Below are 16,814 nucleotides of genomic sequence, written 5' to 3' on the forward strand. Positions count from 1 at the left end.
TGGAAAAAGTCACACGAATAGTAAGCCCTTATGAGCAGTCTTATCCCTTGTGTTGTCATTTAGTTTATCTTTTATTACTTCGACGTAAGAGGAAACATCGTTTCCTTATTTCCAACTTCAAACACTCCACTAGATTGTTTGAACTCGCTTTGCCGTACTATGTAGAAGTAACTTGCTTCGCAAGTGCTATCTCCAACCTTGTACAGTCACTCGACTGTACAAGCAGCCTGCAACTTTTGGTGCGAACATCATTCGCTCTATTTACGACCTCCAACAGTCTATTCCTAGACTGTTGGAGCAAGTACTAAAAGCAAAGTAAAAGACTAAATTATCAAATAATTGATTTTCAACAAGTTTTAAGAACGACTAATAAGTATCTTAATTATTCATGTAACTTCACCTCACGTATTTTATATATTTATTCTAAACAAGTTCAATGAATTTGTCAAATCTTGGTCAAGGGAGTCGCTGTGTCTGGCGATGTGTCATAGACTTGGAAATCCACTCCAACTCCTAAATCAGCCTGCGCCAACTGATTAACCATGGTCATGTGGGCCAATTCCTTGATATTGTTTTCCTTTGACAAATGCCCTAGGTAAATCTTTTTGGTCCGATTTCCCAACGAGCGAATCATGGCGTCAGCTCCATCTTCGTTACAAAGATGGCCCTTATCGGATAGAATCCGTTGCTTCAAATTCCATGAATAAGAACCCGAGCGCAAAATTTCAATATCATGGTTCGATTCAATCAAATAAGCATCGGCATTTTCTACAATTCCAACCATGCGGTCACTGACATAGCCTGTATCCGTCAATATAACAAAGGATTTGTCATCCTTCATAAAACGGTAAAATTGCGGACATGCAGCATCGTGACTAACTCCAAAGGACTCAATGTCTAGGTCGCCAAAAGTCTTCATAGCACCCAATTCGAAGATATGTTTTTGAGCCACATCAATCTTGCCCAATTTGCTCTCCATAGCCTGCCAGGTCAATTCATTGGCATAAATGTCCATCCCATACTTACGTGCTAAAACACCGATACCATGGATGTGATCACTATGTTCATGCGTTACCAGGATAGCATCAATATCCTCAGGCTTTCGGTCAATTTCCGCCAAAAGACTGGTAATCTTTTTCCCTGATAAGCCAGCATCCACTAAGATTTTCTTTTTATCTGTTTCCAAGTAAAAACAATTCCCGCTGGACCCCGAAGCTAAAATACTATAATTAAAACCTTTTCCGATCATATTCTCCTATTCTTCCTCATCTGAATCATCCCACTCATCTAGTGCGATGTCCTTGCTGTACGGCAAGACAATTGTAAACGTTGAACCATGACCATATTCGCTTTTAGCCCAGATAAAGCCCTTATGTTGTTTCACGATTTCTTTTGCAATAGCTAAACCAAGACCTGTACCGCCTTGAGCACGAGATCGTGCCTTGTCCACGCGATAGAATCGATCAAAAATTCTAGGTAAATCTGCTTTCGGAATCCCCAGACCTTCGTCTGAGACGGATACAATCAACTGACTATCTGTGGTCTTCATGCTGAAGGTAATTGTCCCGCCGTCTGGCGAATATTTAATGGCATTATTTAAGATATTATCCAAAACCTGAGTCATCTTATCTGTATCAATCTCAACCCAAATAGGACTGATTTGATAGTCACGAACAATCGTATAGACCTTATCAGAATCAGCATTTTTCATTTGGTCAAAACGGTTAAGAATAAAGGTCACAAAAGCAGTAAAGTTTATCAGTTCGACATCTATCTGACCAACCTGATTATCAATGCGCGATAAACTTAGGAGGTCTGTAATCATCCGCATCATGCGGTTGGTCTCATCTAAGGATACCTTAACAAAACTCGGTGCAACAGACTCCGTTAGCGCTCCCTCATCCAGAGCCTCTAGATAGGATTTGACGGAAGTCAATGGCGTACGCAATTCATGACTCACATTTGACACAAACAGCCTACGTTCCCGTTCTTCCTTGGCCTGCTCGGTCATATCATGTAAGACGACAACCAAGCCAGAAATCAGACCACTCTCACTACGAATCGTGGCAAAATTAGCGCGTAAAGTCAGAAATTCTTCGTTTTCATTGGTGTGATCAATCACAATCTCAGGTGTCTGAGCCAACAAATCTCTCAATGTGTAACGATCTGATAAATCTAAAACCTCGAGCAGGTGATACTGCTCCTGCTTTTGGCTAGAAAGCCCCAACTGTTTCTGGGCCATATCGTTAATCATGATGATCCGTCCGATACGGTCTGTAGCAATAACACCGTCACTCATATAGGACAAGATGGAAGTCAGACGCGTCTTTTCTTGTTCTAAATTATCATGAGTTAAGCGGATGACCTCGGACAGATCATTAAGAGAATTCGCCATGTCTGTGATTTCAGGACTTCCCCTCATGTCTAACACATCTGCATAATTCCCCTCAATTAAGGCGTTGACTTTTTGATTGAGTTGTTTAATTTGCTTATTATCCCGATAGTTTTCAATCAAAAGGACCGTCAGAGCAATTAGAAAGCCAATCAAAATGACAACAAACCAAAATTCTGCCGTGGTCATTAAATAACGTAATTGATTAATCATTTCCTTTTATAAAATATCCCACTCCGCGACGAGTAAGAATGTATTCTGGTCTGCTTGGTGTATCTTCAATTTTCTCACGCAGACGACGAATCGTTACATCCACCGTGCGGACATCACCAAAGTAATCATAACCCCAAACTGTTTCCAATAGATGTTCTCGAGTCATAACCTGACCTAAGTGTTTGGCCAGATGGTGGAGCAATTCAAACTCACGATGGGTCAGCTCCAGCTCTTTGCCATGCTTCTTAGCGACAAACGCATCAGGCAGAATGACCAAATCGCCAATCACCAACTCTGGAGTCCCTGTTGACTCAATATTTGTCTGCGTCTCTGCCAATTCACTACGACGAAGAAGAGCCTTAACACGCGCCTGCAATTCACGATTAGAGAAGGGCTTGGTCACATAATCATCCGCCCCGATTTCAAGCCCGATAACCTTATCAAATTCGCTATCTTTAGCAGATAACATCAAGATTGGAACATTGCTGGTCTTACGAATCGTTCGAGCGACTTCTAGTCCGTCCAATTCTGGCAGCATCAAGTCCAAAATGACAATGTCAGGAAACTCAGCCTCAAAGACTTCCAAGGCTTCACGTCCATCGAAAGCTGTCACAACTTCATATCCCTCGCGCGTCATATTAAACTTAATAATATCTGAGATTGGTTTTTCATCATCTACAATTAATATTTTTTTCATTAGTATCTTACCTTTGTTTTATTTCTTCTATTATATCAGACTTACCTAAAAAATTCATATTTCAAAACCACCTGACACAGCTATGTCACATTTTATGACATAAAATACATTAAATTGTCAGAATTTACTTGACATTGTATATAGGCAATGCTAAGATGGGAATACCTAAAAAACACTATGCAAGGAGAATTTTATGCCTTTAGTAGAATTTAAAGATGTCAACAAATACTATGGCGACTACCACGCCCTACGCAATATCAACTTGGAATTCGAACCTGGACAGGTTGTCGTTCTCCTTGGACCTTCCGGATCCGGAAAATCTACTCTCATTCGCACGATTAACGGTTTAGAAGCAATTGATGAAGGAACGCTCATCGTCAATGGACATGATATTTCCTCTACTTCTATCAAAGAGCTCGTATCACTCCGCAAAGAAGTTGGCATGGTTTTCCAGCATTTTAACCTTTACCCACACAAAACCGTGTTAGAAAATGTTACTTTGGCACCGATTAAGGTTTTGGGAATCGATAAGGCTACGGCTGAAAAAACCGCTCAAAAATACCTCGAGTTTGTCAACCTCTGGGATCGGAAGGATTCCTACCCTGCTATGCTATCCGGAGGCCAAAAACAACGTGTCGCCATCGCTCGCGGCTTAGCTATGAAACCTGAGCTTCTACTCTTCGATGAACCAACATCTGCCTTGGACCCTGAAACGATCGGGGATGTACTTGCAGTTATGCAAAAATTGGCACGTGACGGGATGAACATGATTGTCGTAACACACGAAATGGGCTTTGCCCGTGAAGTAGCTGATCGCATCATCTTCATGGCTGAGGGAGAAGTTTTAGTTGATACAACAGATGTGAATGGCTTCTTTGACAATCCGACAGAGCCTCGTGCCCAACAATTCCTCAGTAAGATTATCAACCACGAATCTGACAAAGTAAAACTCTAGGAGGAAGTCTATGGATAAGAAAAAAATCAACATTTTCTTTGCAATTAGATTATTGGTCTTTGGACTTATTCTTCTCGTTTTCGCAAAACAACCAGTAGTTCAAACAGAAACACCCGCATCCATTACCAATAGCGATCAAGTTCAAGCTATCATTGATAGAGGCGTGCTCCGCGTCGGAGTGAAACAGGACGTCCCAAACTTTGGCTACAAGAACCCTGATACTGGTGAATTCGAGGGAATGGAAATTGACATTGCTCGAAAAATTGCAGACGAGTTAGGGGTGGATATCGAATTTACTCCCGTTACGGCACAAACTCGCGGACCACTTCTTGATAACGGTCAAGTGGATATGGTCATCGCAACCTTCACCATAACCGAAGAACGCAAGTTGCTCTACAATTTCACAACTCCTTACTATACAGATGCCGTTGGCTTCTTGGTCAATAAGGATAGTGGAATTAAGACATTTACCGACCTGGATGGAAAGACAATCGGTGTAGCTCAGGGTTCCATTACACGCACCCTCATCTCTGAACTAGCAGACAAATATGGTATCTCTGTCAATTTTGCAGAGCTTGGTTCTTATCCAGAACTCTCTGTCTCGCTACGTGCTCACCGTACAGACGCATTTTCTGTAGACCAATCTATCCTTTCTGGGTATATCAGCTCTAAATCTGAACTCATGGACTTTAGCTTCTCAGCTTCTGACTATGGAATTGTTACTAAATTATCTAACAAAGACCTTAACGACTACTTAAATAATCTCGTAGAAAAATGGACTGCCGATGGTAGCCTACAAAGCATCTATGATGCCAATGGTCTAGAACCAGTAACAGAAACTGACGAATAGAAAGGTGAAACAATATGACAGTTTTAACAACTAGTCCTTACACTTGGGAGAATTGGGTCAGTTATTTCAAGGATTTTCCAACCTTTTTCCAAGGTTTTCTCTTTACCTTAGCCATTTCTGTCGGTGCCTTTATCATGGCCATGTTTTTAGGAATTGTCTTTGGTAGTCTCTCTTCAAGTAAAAATAAAGTTTTAAAAATCATCGCACGTGTCTATGTTGAATACTATCAGAACACGCCGCTGTTGGTTCAGTTCATGATTGTTTATTATGGACTTCCACTGATTTCAAACTATGTTCTCATGCCGTCCATCTACTGGACAGCTGTTATCTGCGTCGGACTCTATCACGGTGCTTATATCGCAGAGGTCATTCGTGCAGGGATTGAGGCTGTGCCTACTGGGCAAACTGAAGCCGCACTTTCACAAGGATTTACTCAGTCTGAAACCATGCGAATCATCATTTTACCACAGGCCATTCCGACCATTCTTCCACCTTTGACCAACCAAGTAGTAAACTTAATTAAGAATACGGCTACTGTTGCCATTATCTCTGGAGCTGATATTATGTTTATGACAAAATCTTGGTCTGCTATGAATGCCAACTACATCCCAGCCTTTGCTGGTGCTGCTTTTCTTTACTTCATCATGTGCTTCCCTGTTGCAAGCTGGGGACGTCGCATTGAAGAAAAGAATAAGTCTGCTTTTTCACACTAAAAGGAGGTTGAACGATGAATTATGTTTTAGAATTACTCAAACCTTCAACCTTCCAACTCTTGTGGAGCGGATTGAAATTAACCCTTTATATCTCAAGCATTTCGGTGGTTCTTTCAGTTCTCTTCGGAATGATTTTAGCCATCATGCGAAATGGAAAAAATCCACTCTTCAAGTGGATTGCAACCATCTATATCGAATTTGTGCGAAATGTACCAAACCTACTTTGGATTTTCACCGTTTTCTTGGTCTTCCAAATGAAGTCAACGCCTGCTGGTATTACTGCTTTTACTATTTTTACCACGGCAGCCATGGCCGAGATTATCCGTGGTGGTCTAAACGCCATCGGACCGGGCCAGACCGAAGCTGGCTTGTCACAGGGTTTTACCCCAGTACAAATCATGGTCTATATCATCATGCCACAGGTCATTCGTAAGATGCTACCAGCCATTATCTCGCAGATTGTGACGGTTATCAAGGATACCAGTTTCCTCTACTCCGTTATCGCCCTGCAAGAACTCTTCGGTTCGAGTCAAATCCTCATGGGACGCTACTTTGAGGCGGAGCAAGTTTTTGCTCTCTATCTCATGGTTGCCTTGATTTACTTTAGCATCAACTTCGCCATCTCAAGCCTGTCACGTTATGTGGCTAAGTCTTGGGCGAGCAGTATAGAATAAACAATCTGAACCAGTTTTCTCAAGAAAGCTGGTTTTATGATATAATCAAAGAAAATGTACTCAAACCATTTTGGAAATGCCTCTGTTCCCAAATAGTTTAGAGTTAAATAAAGGAGAAACTTATGAAACGACTCATCTATATTGACCAGCTGAAAGGTTTTGGAATTTTAGCTGTCTTATTTCTGCATACAGTCGGTTATATTCGAAACGCTCTTCCATATACCGATATCCCTCTTTGGCGACTAGAAGCTTGGCTACACTCTTTCCTTATGCCATTTTTTGTATTTGTCAGTGGCTTTAGTTTCTATCATTTTTACCTAAAACCAAAACCTAGAAATAATACTTATATATATATATATATATATCGACTGTTGCAAATATACGCAGTCTTTGGCAGTAGTATTGTAATTAGCAAAATCCTCTTTTCAAGTTACACTGTTGATAAAATACAACCTAGTCACCTCGTTTCTAATTTTCTCCTGCCAGATACATCTATGTGGTATATTTGGTTTTTAATCCTTATGGCCTCCGCAACTCATATTCTCCATCGGTTGCAACTAACAGAACCAGTTTCACTGATTTGCATTGGTCTTTTTACGCTATTCGCTACACTATTTGGTGGTCCCTTAAATATTAGCAACTTACCAATCGGGTTACAACACCTGACTTCTTTACCACTATTTTATTTTTTAGGTATTTATTTTGCCAAGAAAGAAATTCACAAGAAAATGGTTAGACAGACCGTTTTTCACAGTTTAGCCGGTCTGGTCACCGTCTTCTATCTCATCTATTTACAGTCCTACCAAACCTACCCAAGTCAGCACCTGCCATTTCATACCTTCCTACGATATGCAAACGGACTAGCTATGACCTACCTGATTGTTTCTATCATAATCACTCTGGAAAGAAGATTACCCTCTATTATAGCTTGGTTTGGCCAGTATTCACTTTACTTCTATCTGGTACATACCTACATCCTGACAATTATTACTCTTTTCATAAAGAAATATTTTATAGATTTTTCTACACCTCTGCTGCTGCTCATAAGTTTTGGATTACTTCTTATCATCAATTCCCTAGTCTTGATGATTGTCAAAAGAATTCCTATACTGGATAAAGTATTTCAAGGGAAGGTGATTTCCTACCCTAAAAAGAAAAGTAACTAATAAGTGATACTAGCACTCCCAGCCAGTCGGTTGGGAGGTTTTTTTACATGCAAAAAGAAGCCCTTTCGGACTTCTTGCTTTATTTATTCAGCTGCTTCAGCTGGTCGTGACTTGCGGGCAATATCTGCTAAGATATAATCTACAAATTCTGTAACAGATTGAGTTTGTGTTGCCTTGCTTCCGTAACGACGAACGTTGACAGCATTGTCTTCCATTTCCTTGTCACCGACGATGAGCTGATATGGAATCTTGCTGGTCTGGCTCTGACGGATCTTGTATTGCATCTTCTCGTTCCGTTCATCCACGTGTACGCGAACGCCACGGTCTTGCAATTCCTTAGCAACCTTCCAAGCGTAGTCCAAGTGAGCTTCCACAGAGATCGGAATCATAGTCACTTGGGTTGGAGCCAACCAGGTTGGGAAGGCACCCTTGTAGGTTTCAATCAAGATGGCTGTGAAGCGTTCCATAGTCGAGATAACACCACGGTGAATCATGACTGGGCGGTGCTCCTCACCGTCAGCACCAATGTAGGTCAGACCAAAGCGTTCTGGCAAGAGGAAGTCCAACTGAATGGTTGACAGGGTTTCCTCGTTACCAAGGGCAGTTTTCACTTGGATATCCAATTTCGGACCGTAGAAGGCCGCTTCACCCTCTGCTTCAAAATAGTCCACGCCCATTTCATCCATGGCACCCTTCAACATACGCTGGGCATTTTCCCACATCTCAGCGTTATCGTAATACTTCTCTTTGTCCTCTGGATCACGATAAGACAGGCGGAAACGGTAGTCGTTTAGGTTGAAATCTGCGTACACATCGATAATCAACTGGAGAGCTTTTTTAAACTCTTCTTGAATTTGCTCAGGTGTGACAAAGATATGACCGTCGTTGAGGGTCATCTCACGCACCCGTTGCAAACCAGTCAATGCGCCAGATTTTTCATAGCGGTGCATCATACCAAGCTCGGCGATACGCACTGGCAATTCACGGTAAGAACGCACATGGTTTTTGTAAACTTGAATGTGGTGCGGACAGTTCATTGGACGAAGCACAAACTCCTCACCGTCACCCATGTCCATAGTTGGGAACATATCTTCTGAGTAGTGCTCCCAGTGACCCGAAGTCTTATAGAGTTCAACAGAAGCCAACGGTGGCGTATAAACGTGCTGGTAACCAGAAGCCAATTCCTTGTCTGTGATGTAACGCTCCAAGGTACGACGGATAGTTGCACCATTTGGCAACCAGAATGGCAAACCTTGACCAACCTCTTGGCTGATCATGAAGAGATCCAATTCCTTACCAAGTTTACGGTGGTCACGTTCTTTTGCCTCTTCACGCATTTGAAGGTACGCCTTGAGGTCTTTCTTGTCAAACCAAGCCGTACCATAGACACGTTGCATCATTGGATTTTCGCTCTTACCACGCCAGTAAGCACCAGCCACATTGAGCAATTCAAAAATCTGGATACGACCTGTTGACGGAACGTGTGGGCCACGGCAGAGGTCAACGTATTCGCCCTGAGTATAGATGGTCAAACCGCCTTCGTCGTCAGAATGTTCATGAATCAATTCCAACTTGTATGGATCATTTTTGAAGATTTCAAGAGCTTCTTCCTTAGTCACCTCACGGCGTTCAGAAGGGAAGTTTTCCTTGACAATCTTCATCATTTCTTCCTGAATGCGTGGCAGGTCTTCATTTGAAATCTGACCAGCAGCATTGTCCGTATCATAGTAGAAACCATCCTGAATAGCTGGACCAACCCCCAACTTGATGTCTGGGAAAAGACGACGAGCTGCTTGGGCAAACAAGTGAGCTGCTGAGTGACGCAAGATGTCCAAGGCATCCTCGTGGTCAGGCGTTACAATTTCAAGCGTACCGTCCACTTCAATAGCACGGGTAGTATCAATCAATTTACCATTGAACTTACCAGCAAGCGCCTTTTTCGCCAAAGACTTGCTGATGCTCTCCGCAATTTCAAAAGTTGTCACACCAGCCTGGTACTCACGAACAGCACCATCTGGGAAAGTAATTTTAAGCATAATATAAGATATAAAGGGCGTTAAGCGGACACAGACAAAATATAGTCTTTTAGTTTACTTTTAGTACTAGGCAACGAGCTGCAGGCAGTACTTTAGTACGGCAATGTGAGTTCAAATACTCCAGTGGAGTGTTTGAAGTTGGAAACAAGGAAACGACGTTTCCTCGCTCGTCGAAGTAATAAAAGAAAAACTAAATGATGTAGGAAACAGAACGACGACGCAAGCGTCTAGTTCTCGTTTATCTTTTTGGCCCAGTCCGTAGCCCGTATTCAGTTCAACCAAATACGGAGACCCTAGTCCTTTCTATTTTTATTTTTTAATCCCCAATAACTCTTCTTTTTGAGCTAAAAAGGTTTCCATTTCTTTTTGAATATCAATATCCAGGCGGTCAGCTAATTCGATCAACCACCAGATATTTTCAGCCATTTTATGCTCCAAGGTATAAGGCGTTTCATCATAGTAACGACCCTGCTTGGTCATAATCAGACGATTCATGTTGCCAATATCATTGGTCAAAGCCAAGAGGTCCTCCTCAATAGACCACTCTTTCTCATGGTGCTTGACTTCCAACTCTCTGTAAGCACGACGCACATCTTGACACCGTCTTAATAAGTCATCAGGCAGCATCATTCCTCCTCCAAAAGAAAATACGACGTCCTCGCAAAAGGACGTCGTAACGTGGTTCCACCTTCATTCGCAGTCACGCAAAAAAGCCTGACTACCTCAGATTGGCGATAAGGGAACCACCCTTTTATGTTTGCATAAAATCATACCGAGTAGTGTCAATCCTATCCTCTATGTGCTTGCACCAACCGCACACTCTCTCAAAGATTTCCTAGAATTGATAAGTCTCTAAAAGCTATTATAACAAGGATTTTCCGATATATCAAGGATTTTTCATCATTTTCTTTCTTAGGTAAAATAGCAGAGCTCCTACCCCATTTCCAATCAGAGCACATAAGGTGTAGACAATCTGATAGAGAATAATCCATTCCTTAAAGAAAAAGATGGTTACAGGATAAAGCAGTAAAACCAAGGCAAGAAGGCTAGGAGAAAAACCGTGAAAAAATCCATAAAGAAGACCAGTTAAGAATAGCACAATGGGAGTATAGAGCAATATATTCCCGACCACCAGTTCCTTAGAAAGCATGGTGTCACTAATCAGATGAAAGGCAATCAGATAAATACCTGCATACATGGACAGAATAATAAGAGTTGCCAAAACCAGATTCTTCCAACTCTCTTTCCGAAGCTTTTCCATTTGAAACCTCCAAATTATTCAAAGAAATTCCGGATTGATTTTACTTGTTCGACTGATTTTTTCAATATTTTTGCTGTCGTGTCTGTTGATTTAACTACTACTTTTTGCGGTAGGTAAATAGCTTCTTTTATCAAAGCTTCTGCTACGCTATCTTGATTAGTATGTTCTTTTCTAAAATCATACGAAATCTTCAAATCTAGATAATATTCAAAAACCTTGCGCCCAAAATTCGTAGAAGAAATCTCATAGAGCTTCTTATCAAGCACATACGGATTCATTGGTGGCGTAGCAACAATCGCCTCAACGACGGCATCTGCCAACTCCTGTTCTCGAACGAAGAGTGTCCCAAACATCTTATCTGTTACAACATTTTTTAAATAGGGATTGCTATGTGCCAAAATAGGAGTTCCCGAAGCTAAGCTTTCTAAGAAAGTTAGTCCCTGTGTTTCACTGGTCGAAGCAGAAATAAAGAAATCCGCAGCTTTATAATAAAGTGCTGTATCACTTGGTGCAATCATTCCCGTCAACTGGACGTGTTCATCTAGATTAAGCTCCGCTATCATTTCCTGAAGATCATCTGTATAAGGTCCACCTCCGACAATGACCAACTTCACCTTTGGATTTTCCAGCAAAATTTTTGGCATTGCCTGAACGATTGCTTGGATATTCTTCTCGTGAGAAATCCTAGATAGACTTAGCAACATCGTTTCATCACTAGCAATTCCTAGTTGTTCCCGCAACTCATCTGTTTCATCCTTGCCAATTTCTGGTCTATCAAACTTTGCCAAGTCAATTCCTGTCGGAATTACTCGTTTAGAAATCGGAACATTGTAACTCATTAAAAGATCTTCAACGATTTCACTAGGACAAATTACCCCATCCAAATCTTTTAAAAATGCCCGTACTAAATATTTAACCATGCCGGGACGAATAATCCTACCCTTAGCAATATAGTGTACGTAGTCTTCATACTGGGTGTGATAAGTATGTACCACCGGAATATCTAGTTCCTTGGCAATCATTTTCCCCAAAATCCCCAAAGAAAATTCTGTATGAGTATGAATAATATCTAGTTTATAGCGACTTGCAATTTTTAAGGCATCTGTAAAACCTGCGTAGGCCACTCGACGATCTTTAAAGGCAAAAAAAGGTACGCTAGGAATTCGGATAATGTCCCAATCTTCGTAGCGATTCACATCCTCATCTGTCGTCGTAAAAATAAATACCGTATGTCCCAATTTCTCCAACTCTGTCTTAAGAGTCCGAATCGAAGTCGCGACTCCTGAAACCTGTGGAAAATAGGTATCCGTAAACAATCCAATCCGCATTTACATCTCCAATACTTGTCGATAGGCATCCACCAATTGGTGGGAAACATTGTCAATCGAGCGACTAACCGCAACCTGGTAGCCCGCCTCACGTTTATCAACCTGCTTGTCTAAGATTTTCCGAATAGAATCTACAAAATCATCCACTGTATGTCCTAATTCGGCAACGTTTTCGTCAATCCAACCATCGTAAACTGGAATATCTCGTAGAACAACATGCTGATGACTAGCGAGAGCTTCCAGAACAACAATCCCTTCTGTTTCCTCATACGATGGGAAGAAAAAGGCATCCGCTCCGCTCATTGCACCTTGAAAAACAGCACCTTTAAAATAACCTGGAAACTCGACATTCGCTGGATGCTCTCCCTCAATAATTTTTCTAATATATGACGGAATCAGCCACTTATTGATTGAACCGAGCCAAATGAAGCGGACATGCGGCATCTTTTCGGCTACCTTGACAAAGTCTTCAATTCCTTTACGTCGGAAGTAAAGTCCTGCACAGACAACAACTGGCTGACCTTCTTCAATTTTAAAATGCTCTCGAAAGATTGCTTCCTTACGTTCATCCTTCTTATATTTATCTAAATCAATACCATTCGAAACGGCTATAATTGGCGTTGTCACACCATAAGACTGGATGAGTTTTTTTGAATACTCTGAAGGAGTGATGACAAAGTCTGCCTTTTGGTACATGCTTGCTAGATATTTCCCCACAAAAGGAGCTAGGGTATTCGAACCGATAAAGGAATTTTGAAAATCTTCCTTCGTGGAATGTCCATGCATGATTACCTTTTTTCCACTCCGTTTGGCTGCATGTAGCAATAACCAGGAGCGTGGACCATAGGTATTGATATGAATGACATCGTAATCTCCCAACAGGTCTGTCGTATAAGGAATGCCTGCCATATCTAGCGCTTCCATCTGGTGTTGGAGCGCCCGGCCAATTCCTGATTTCTCTAAAACAGTTTTACCTTCTAAATACAATAGTACTTTCATAATACCATTATAGCCCTTTTTTACCTTTTTTCATATTTTAAACTGTATTTTTTGTATCAATTAAAGCCAATACTAAAGAATATAATCCCAAATCTATGATTACATAAAAAACATATAAAACAGATTTTAAAAGCAGAAGGACAGCTTGAATGTTTTTTAGAAGATGTTATAATTTACGAATGGTGCACATTCTGGCACTAAGCATTCAAAATTTATTGAGGACTTTAGATGTAAAATTTGCATGTTATAACGACATAGATTAGCTACATAAATCATGCTTTGAGAAAGGAAAAAGGATAATGAATACTAAGAAATGGAGAACATCGCTCCTAATACCAGGAATAGTATTATTTGGAACTGTTGCTCTAGTGAATAATGTATCGGCACAAGAAGTAAAAAATACCATCATCAGCGCAAAACAACCTGATGGGGGACAGGCTACTTCAAAGACGGTTAATGTCAAAATACCAGCAGTAGTACGACTATTTGGTCGTGAGCTTCTAGAAAATGAATTTAAATTTGAGCTTAGAGAAGTGGATAGTGAGAAACTTATTGATACAACTCAAAATACAAAAGAGGGTCAAGTTAGATTTAAAAATCTATCATTCGATAAGCCCGGCGAATATTGGTATACAATTTCAGAAGTAAAAAATGAGCTTAGTGGTGTTGAGTATGATTCAAAATATATTGTAGCAAAAATAACTGTAGAAGATCGAAACAACGGACAATTACAGGCAATGATTGAATTTATTGCTGATGACAATGTCTTTAACAATTTCTATACACCTGCTCCAGCTGCTGCTAGTCTTTCGATAAAAAAAGTCCTCGAGGGACGTACCTTAAACACCGGTGAATTCGAATTTGTTTTAAAAAATGAAAAAGGCGATGAAATCGAAAAGGTAAGCAATCAAGCAGATGGTTCTGTAAACTTTAGTGCCCTAACATTTACAAAAGAGGGAACCTATACCTACACTGTTTCAGAAGTTGATGGTGGACTTGGCGATATTATCTATGACAAATCAGATATTAAGGCCACTGTCACTGTGAAAGATAACAATCACGGACAACTAGTCTCAACAGTGACTTATGAAAATAGCGATCAAATCTTCGAGAATATTTTGAATCCTGGGAAGTTAATAGCGCCAACCACGGATAGCGTTATTACTGATAATGAAGTCTCTAAGGAAGCAATGACCGATAAAGAGAAGGGAAATATCGAACCCCCTAAAGAGCAAATAGCTAATGAAGAGAAGGATAATATTGAAGCCTCTGAAAAACAGATGCCAAGCATTGTGAACGACATGGTCGTAACACCTGAAAAGCAAATGACTAATAAAGAGAACGATAAGGTTGAAACCTCTGAAAAACAAATGCCAAGTGTTATGAACGAAAATGCCGTAACACCTGAAAAGCAAATGACTAATAAAGAGAACGATAATATTGTAATCTCTGAAAAACAAATGACGAGTGTTATGAACGAAAATGCCGTAACACCTGAAAAGCAAATGACTAATAAAGAGAAGGATAATATTGTAATCTCTGAAAAACAAATGCCGAGTGTTGTGAACGAAAATGCCGTAACACCTGAAAAGCAAATGGCTAATAAAGAGAAGGAAAATATCGAAACCTCTAAAAAACAGATGCCTGTTAATGAGAAGGACAATGCCGTAACACCTGAAAAGCAAATGGCTAATAAAGAGAAGGAAAATATCGAAACCTCTAAAAAACAGATACCTGTTAATGAGAACAACCAAAATGGTACAGTCGAAGAAAATTCAAACACTAAACCAACAACTGAAAAAACAGACAAGCAGGAGACTTCAACATTTAAAACCGAAACTGCTAAGCAAATCTTACCAGTAACTGGTGAGAAAGGAAGTTTACGGTTATTGACAAGTGGTATTATCGGGCTTGCAATTGCGTTATTTACACGTAAACGTAAATTATAATAATCACCTAACTGATACAGTTCTAAAGGATGAGAAAAAGCCCAGTACTGCTTCTCTAGATTCGCATCAACATCTCCACAACTTCCAGAGTGTGACTAACTTAAAATCAACCACAAAGCCCTCGCTAAGCTTATACATCTAGCGAGGGCTTTATATTTATTTTTTATAATCTTTTAGTTTTCGGTTAGTATAGCCATTTCGTTTGCTTTTAGTACTCGCTTCAAAGGTTCAGGTAACCTTTGAAGGCTGGAGATAGTCGAAGCAAGTTTACCTCAATAGCTACAGGTTGCTAGAACAGCCTAAAGGTTGTTCTAGGTTGGAAATATTTCCTCGCTCGTCGAAGTAATAAAAGATAAACTAAATGATTATAATGTTTGATAGAGTGAGGGGCGGAGTAATAAGATATCTTATCCGGCTACTCCCATATTTATCACTTAGTTGATTTCCGTACTTTGATTCCGTGGTTAAGAACTACCTCACGGTTTTCCAACTCTTCCTTGTGCATGATTTTGGTAAGCATGCGCATAGCAATTGCACCAATATCATATAGTGGCTGATTGATAGAGGTCAGGTTTGGACGGGTAAACTTGGTCACTAGGGAATCATCACTTGTGATGATTTCAAAGTCTTCTGGAACCTTGACACCCATATCACTGACACCATTCAATAGACCAGCAGCAATCTCATCTTCTGCAACATAAGCTGCAGTTGCTCCAGCATTCAAAATACGTTCTGCTAGAGCGTAGCCTTCCTCGTATTTATACTTGGATTCAAAAACCAATCCTTCGTTAAACTCGATTCCGTTGTCCTTCAAGCCTTGTTTGTAGCCTGCAAAACGAACTTTACCGTTGATGTCATCTACAAGCGGTCCTGATACAAAGGCAATTTTCTTGTTGTTCTTAGCTAATAGATTGACTGCATCAACACTAGCGGCAGCATAGTCAATATTGACGCTAGGTAATTGGTGCTCCAAGTCCACGGTACCAGCTAAAACAATCGGTGTACGTGAGCGTGAAAACTCCGCACGAATCTTGTCTGTCAAATGATAGCCCATGAAAATGATTCCGTCCACCTGTTTTGAGAATAGGGTATTTACCACATTGATTTCTTTCTCATCATTTTCATCACTGTTTGCTAGGACGATATTGTATTTGTACATATCGGCAATATCATCGATACCTTTGGCCAAGGTTGCAAAATAAGCGTTAGCAATATTTGGAATCACAACCCCTACAGTTGTCGTTTTTTTACTTGCCAAGCCACGCGCAACAGCATTTGGACGATAATCCAAACGGTCGATGACTTCTAATACTTTTTTACGAGTATTTTCCTTTACGTTTTTATTCCCATTTACCACGCGCGATACTGTCGCCATGGATACACCAGCTTCACGGGCGACATCGTAAATCGTAACCGTATCATCAGTGTTTAACATAACTTTTGTACTCCCTTTCAATATTCTATTTCTATGAAAATTACGCTTTCACTCGATTATAGTGTATCACTTTTTGAAACCACTTTCAAGAGAAAAAACCTATTTTTTTGATAATACTTGCAATTTTTTTCATTTTTTGGAACAAT

15 protein-coding genes are annotated in these 16,814 nt (G+C 40.5%); 6 read left to right on the forward strand and 9 right to left on the reverse strand.

What is annotated here, in order from left to right; genetic code table 11:
- Positions 1-445: 445 nt before the first annotated feature.
- The 3 genes from PHA78_RS07385 to yycF are packed head-to-tail and all read right to left on the reverse strand — an operon-like array spanning position 446 to position 3,302.
- Positions 446-1,249 (reverse strand): MBL fold metallo-hydrolase, encoded by an 804-nt coding sequence (locus tag PHA78_RS07385; RefSeq protein WP_024376691.1) that lies wholly within the window; start codon positions 1,247-1,249, stop codon positions 446-448.
- A 6-nt stretch (positions 1,250-1,255) separates the two neighbouring features.
- Positions 1,256-2,605 (reverse strand): cell wall metabolism sensor histidine kinase VicK, encoded by a 1,350-nt coding sequence (gene vicK / locus PHA78_RS07390; RefSeq protein ID WP_002935841.1) that lies wholly within the window; start codon positions 2,603-2,605, stop codon positions 1,256-1,258.
- Positions 2,598-3,302 (reverse strand): response regulator YycF, encoded by a 705-nt coding sequence (gene yycF / locus PHA78_RS07395; RefSeq protein ID WP_004298854.1) that lies wholly within the window; start codon positions 3,300-3,302, stop codon positions 2,598-2,600. The genes vicK and yycF overlap by 8 nt, the downstream gene beginning before the upstream one ends.
- A gap of 193 nt (positions 3,303-3,495) precedes the next feature.
- On the opposite strand from yycF, the gene PHA78_RS07400 reads away from it, so the two are divergent.
- The 5 genes from PHA78_RS07400 to PHA78_RS07420 all read left to right on the forward strand — a co-directional run bounded on the left by PHA78_RS07400 (position 3,496) and on the right by PHA78_RS07420 (position 7,660).
- Positions 3,496-4,257, forward strand: coding sequence for an amino acid ABC transporter ATP-binding protein (locus PHA78_RS07400; protein ID WP_004298852.1), 762 nt, complete (start codon positions 3,496-3,498; stop codon positions 4,255-4,257).
- Positions 4,258-4,267: 10 nt separating this feature from the next.
- Complete coding sequence (locus PHA78_RS07405) at positions 4,268-5,107, forward strand: transporter substrate-binding domain-containing protein (RefSeq protein ID WP_029175933.1); 840 nt, start codon at positions 4,268-4,270, stop codon at positions 5,105-5,107.
- Positions 5,108-5,121: 14 nt separating this feature from the next.
- Positions 5,122-5,820 carry an amino acid ABC transporter permease gene (locus PHA78_RS07410; protein ID WP_029185563.1) on the forward strand — a complete coding sequence of 233 codons (699 nt, stop codon included), beginning with the start codon at positions 5,122-5,124 and terminating at the stop codon, positions 5,818-5,820.
- Between the two features lie 14 nt (positions 5,821-5,834).
- Positions 5,835-6,494 (forward strand): amino acid ABC transporter permease, encoded by a 660-nt coding sequence (locus tag PHA78_RS07415; protein ID WP_029185562.1) that lies wholly within the window; start codon positions 5,835-5,837, stop codon positions 6,492-6,494.
- A gap of 122 nt (positions 6,495-6,616) precedes the next feature.
- Positions 6,617-7,660: an acyltransferase family protein gene (locus tag PHA78_RS07420; RefSeq protein WP_272157911.1), complete on the forward strand. Its 1,044-nt coding sequence runs from the start codon at positions 6,617-6,619 to the stop codon at positions 7,658-7,660.
- Between the two features lie 83 nt (positions 7,661-7,743).
- On the opposite strand, the gene thrS is transcribed toward PHA78_RS07420, so the two are convergent.
- The 5 genes from thrS to PHA78_RS07445 all read right to left on the reverse strand — a co-directional run bounded on the left by thrS (position 7,744) and on the right by PHA78_RS07445 (position 13,284).
- Complete coding sequence (thrS, locus tag PHA78_RS07425) at positions 7,744-9,696, reverse strand: threonine--tRNA ligase (protein WP_272157912.1); 1,953 nt, start codon at positions 9,694-9,696, stop codon at positions 7,744-7,746.
- A gap of 309 nt (positions 9,697-10,005) precedes the next feature.
- Entirely contained in the window at positions 10,006-10,323 is a 318-nt protein-coding gene (locus PHA78_RS07430) for a MazG-like protein (protein WP_099778799.1), read from the reverse strand.
- 259 nt (positions 10,324-10,582) lie between these two features.
- Entirely contained in the window at positions 10,583-10,957 is a 375-nt protein-coding gene (locus PHA78_RS07435; RefSeq protein WP_105127738.1) for a hypothetical protein, read from the reverse strand.
- Positions 10,958-10,971: 14 nt separating this feature from the next.
- Complete coding sequence (locus PHA78_RS07440) at positions 10,972-12,285, reverse strand: glycosyltransferase family 4 protein (protein WP_009910256.1); 1,314 nt, start codon at positions 12,283-12,285, stop codon at positions 10,972-10,974.
- On the reverse strand, positions 12,286-13,284 hold the full coding sequence (locus tag PHA78_RS07445; protein WP_105127739.1) for a glycosyltransferase family 4 protein: 999 nt from the start codon (positions 13,282-13,284) through the stop codon (positions 12,286-12,288).
- 299 nt (positions 13,285-13,583) lie between these two features.
- Between PHA78_RS07445 and PHA78_RS07450 the strand changes: the two genes are divergently transcribed.
- The gene (locus PHA78_RS07450) at positions 13,584-15,233 is read left to right on the forward strand and encodes a Spy0128 family protein (RefSeq protein ID WP_105127740.1); all 1,650 of its coding nucleotides are present in this window, start codon (positions 13,584-13,586) and stop codon (positions 15,231-15,233) included.
- Between the two features lie 430 nt (positions 15,234-15,663).
- Here the strand turns inward: PHA78_RS07450 and ccpA are convergent, their stop codons facing one another.
- On the reverse strand, positions 15,664-16,668 hold the full coding sequence (gene ccpA, locus PHA78_RS07455) for a catabolite control protein A (protein WP_002935813.1): 1,005 nt from the start codon (positions 16,666-16,668) through the stop codon (positions 15,664-15,666).
- Positions 16,669-16,814: the final 146 nt, after the last annotated feature.

The sequence above is a fragment of the Streptococcus sp. HN38 genome (assembly GCF_028335765.1).
GTDB lineage: Bacteria > Bacillota > Bacilli > Lactobacillales > Streptococcaceae > Streptococcus > Streptococcus suis_P.